The sequence below is a fragment of the Acidisphaera rubrifaciens HS-AP3 genome (assembly GCF_000964365.1).
Taxonomy (GTDB): domain Bacteria; phylum Pseudomonadota; class Alphaproteobacteria; order Acetobacterales; family Acetobacteraceae; genus Acidisphaera; species Acidisphaera rubrifaciens.
This window is the reverse complement of record NZ_BANB01000845.1, coordinates 1-1,254: the sequence shown is the minus strand read 5'-3', so window position 1 is coordinate 1,254 and position 1,254 is coordinate 1. Positions and strand designations below refer to the sequence as shown.

General features: G+C 69.2%; 2 protein-coding genes. Both read right to left on the bottom strand.

The window, feature by feature from the left end:
- A partial coding sequence (locus tag B8460_RS18410) for an SIMPL domain-containing protein (protein WP_048863080.1) occupies positions 1-312 on the bottom strand: 312 nt, incomplete at its 3' end.
- Positions 309-1,254, bottom strand: a 946-nt coding sequence (locus B8460_RS18405) for an ABC transporter substrate-binding protein (protein ID WP_048863079.1), incomplete at its 5' end; no start/stop codon positions are given. The genes B8460_RS18405 and B8460_RS18410, both read right to left, overlap by 4 nt.

Genomic DNA, 1,254 nt, shown 5'->3' with positions numbered 1-1,254 from the left:
ACGGCCGTCGGGCTGCACGTGGCGGCGGCTCTGCACCGCGATGCCCGTCGTCTCCAGCCGGTCGATGCCCGGCTGCCGCAGGAACGCCATCAGCGTCGTCGACCGCTCGCCGAGGGCGCGTGTCACGCCTGCGACGTCTTTGCCCGATGCCTCGATGCCGAGGGTTATGTCGGCGACCGTGTTGGTAATGCGCTTGTGGGCCGTCGCGTGCGTCGCGATGCGCGGCGGCGGCTGGTCGTCATCGGCGCGCGCGCCCGGCGCGGCGGCGATCAGGACGGCGAGCGTGCCCGCCGCGAGCCACGCGGCCCTCACGGCATCACCTTCAGGTCGCGGACGAAGTCCAGCGTGAATGCCTGATGCCAGTCGGTCGCGGGCTTCAGCAGCTTGGCCCCGACCATGAAGTCGCGCGTCTTTTGCCAGCGGGCCTCGGTCATGATGCCGATGCCGTGCGTCGCGGCGTCGCCGCCTTCCACCACGCCGATCGCCTTCATGCGCTCGACGCTGTAGGCGAGCTGCGCCTCGCTGATCTTCGGATTGTCGACGCGGATCAGCTTGTTGCCCGGGGCGGGATCGGCGAGGTAGCTCTTCCACCCCTCCATCGTCGCTCGCACGAAGCGCGCCATCGCGTCGCGCTTCTGTGCGACCACCGGCCGCATGGCGACGAGCGTCGTCGCATAGGGCGGATAGCCGTAATCGGCGAGCAGGAAGAACTTCGCCGCCACGCCGTGCTGCTTGGCCTCGAACGGTTCGGACGTCGCATAGCCCTGCTGCGCCACGTTCGGATCGGTGAAGAAGGGCTGCAGGTTGAACGTATAGGGACCGGCCTGCGCGTCGGTGAAGCCGAACCGCTGCTTCAGCCATGGCCAGAAGGTCGTGTACGACGCGTTCGAGATCAGGATGCGGTGGCCCTTCAGGGCCGGCAGATCGGGCACGTCGGCATGCGCCATGATCCCGGCGAGGTCGAACTGAAAACAGGCCCCGAGTGTGGTCAGCGGCACCCCGTGCTCGTTGCCCGCCAGCACCTGCAGGTCGTAGCCCATCATCATGTCGGCGCCGCCCGCCGCGAGCACCTGCGCGCCGTTGATCTGCGGCCCGCCCATGTGGATATCCACGTCGAGCCCGGCCTTTTCGTACAGGCCCGTCGCCTTTGCCTGATAGAAGCCGCCGTGTTCCGCCTCCGCGTACCAGTCGGTCAGGAAGCGCAGCCGGTCCGCCGCCCGCGCCGGACGCGGTCGCGCCACGAGTGCCGCGGCC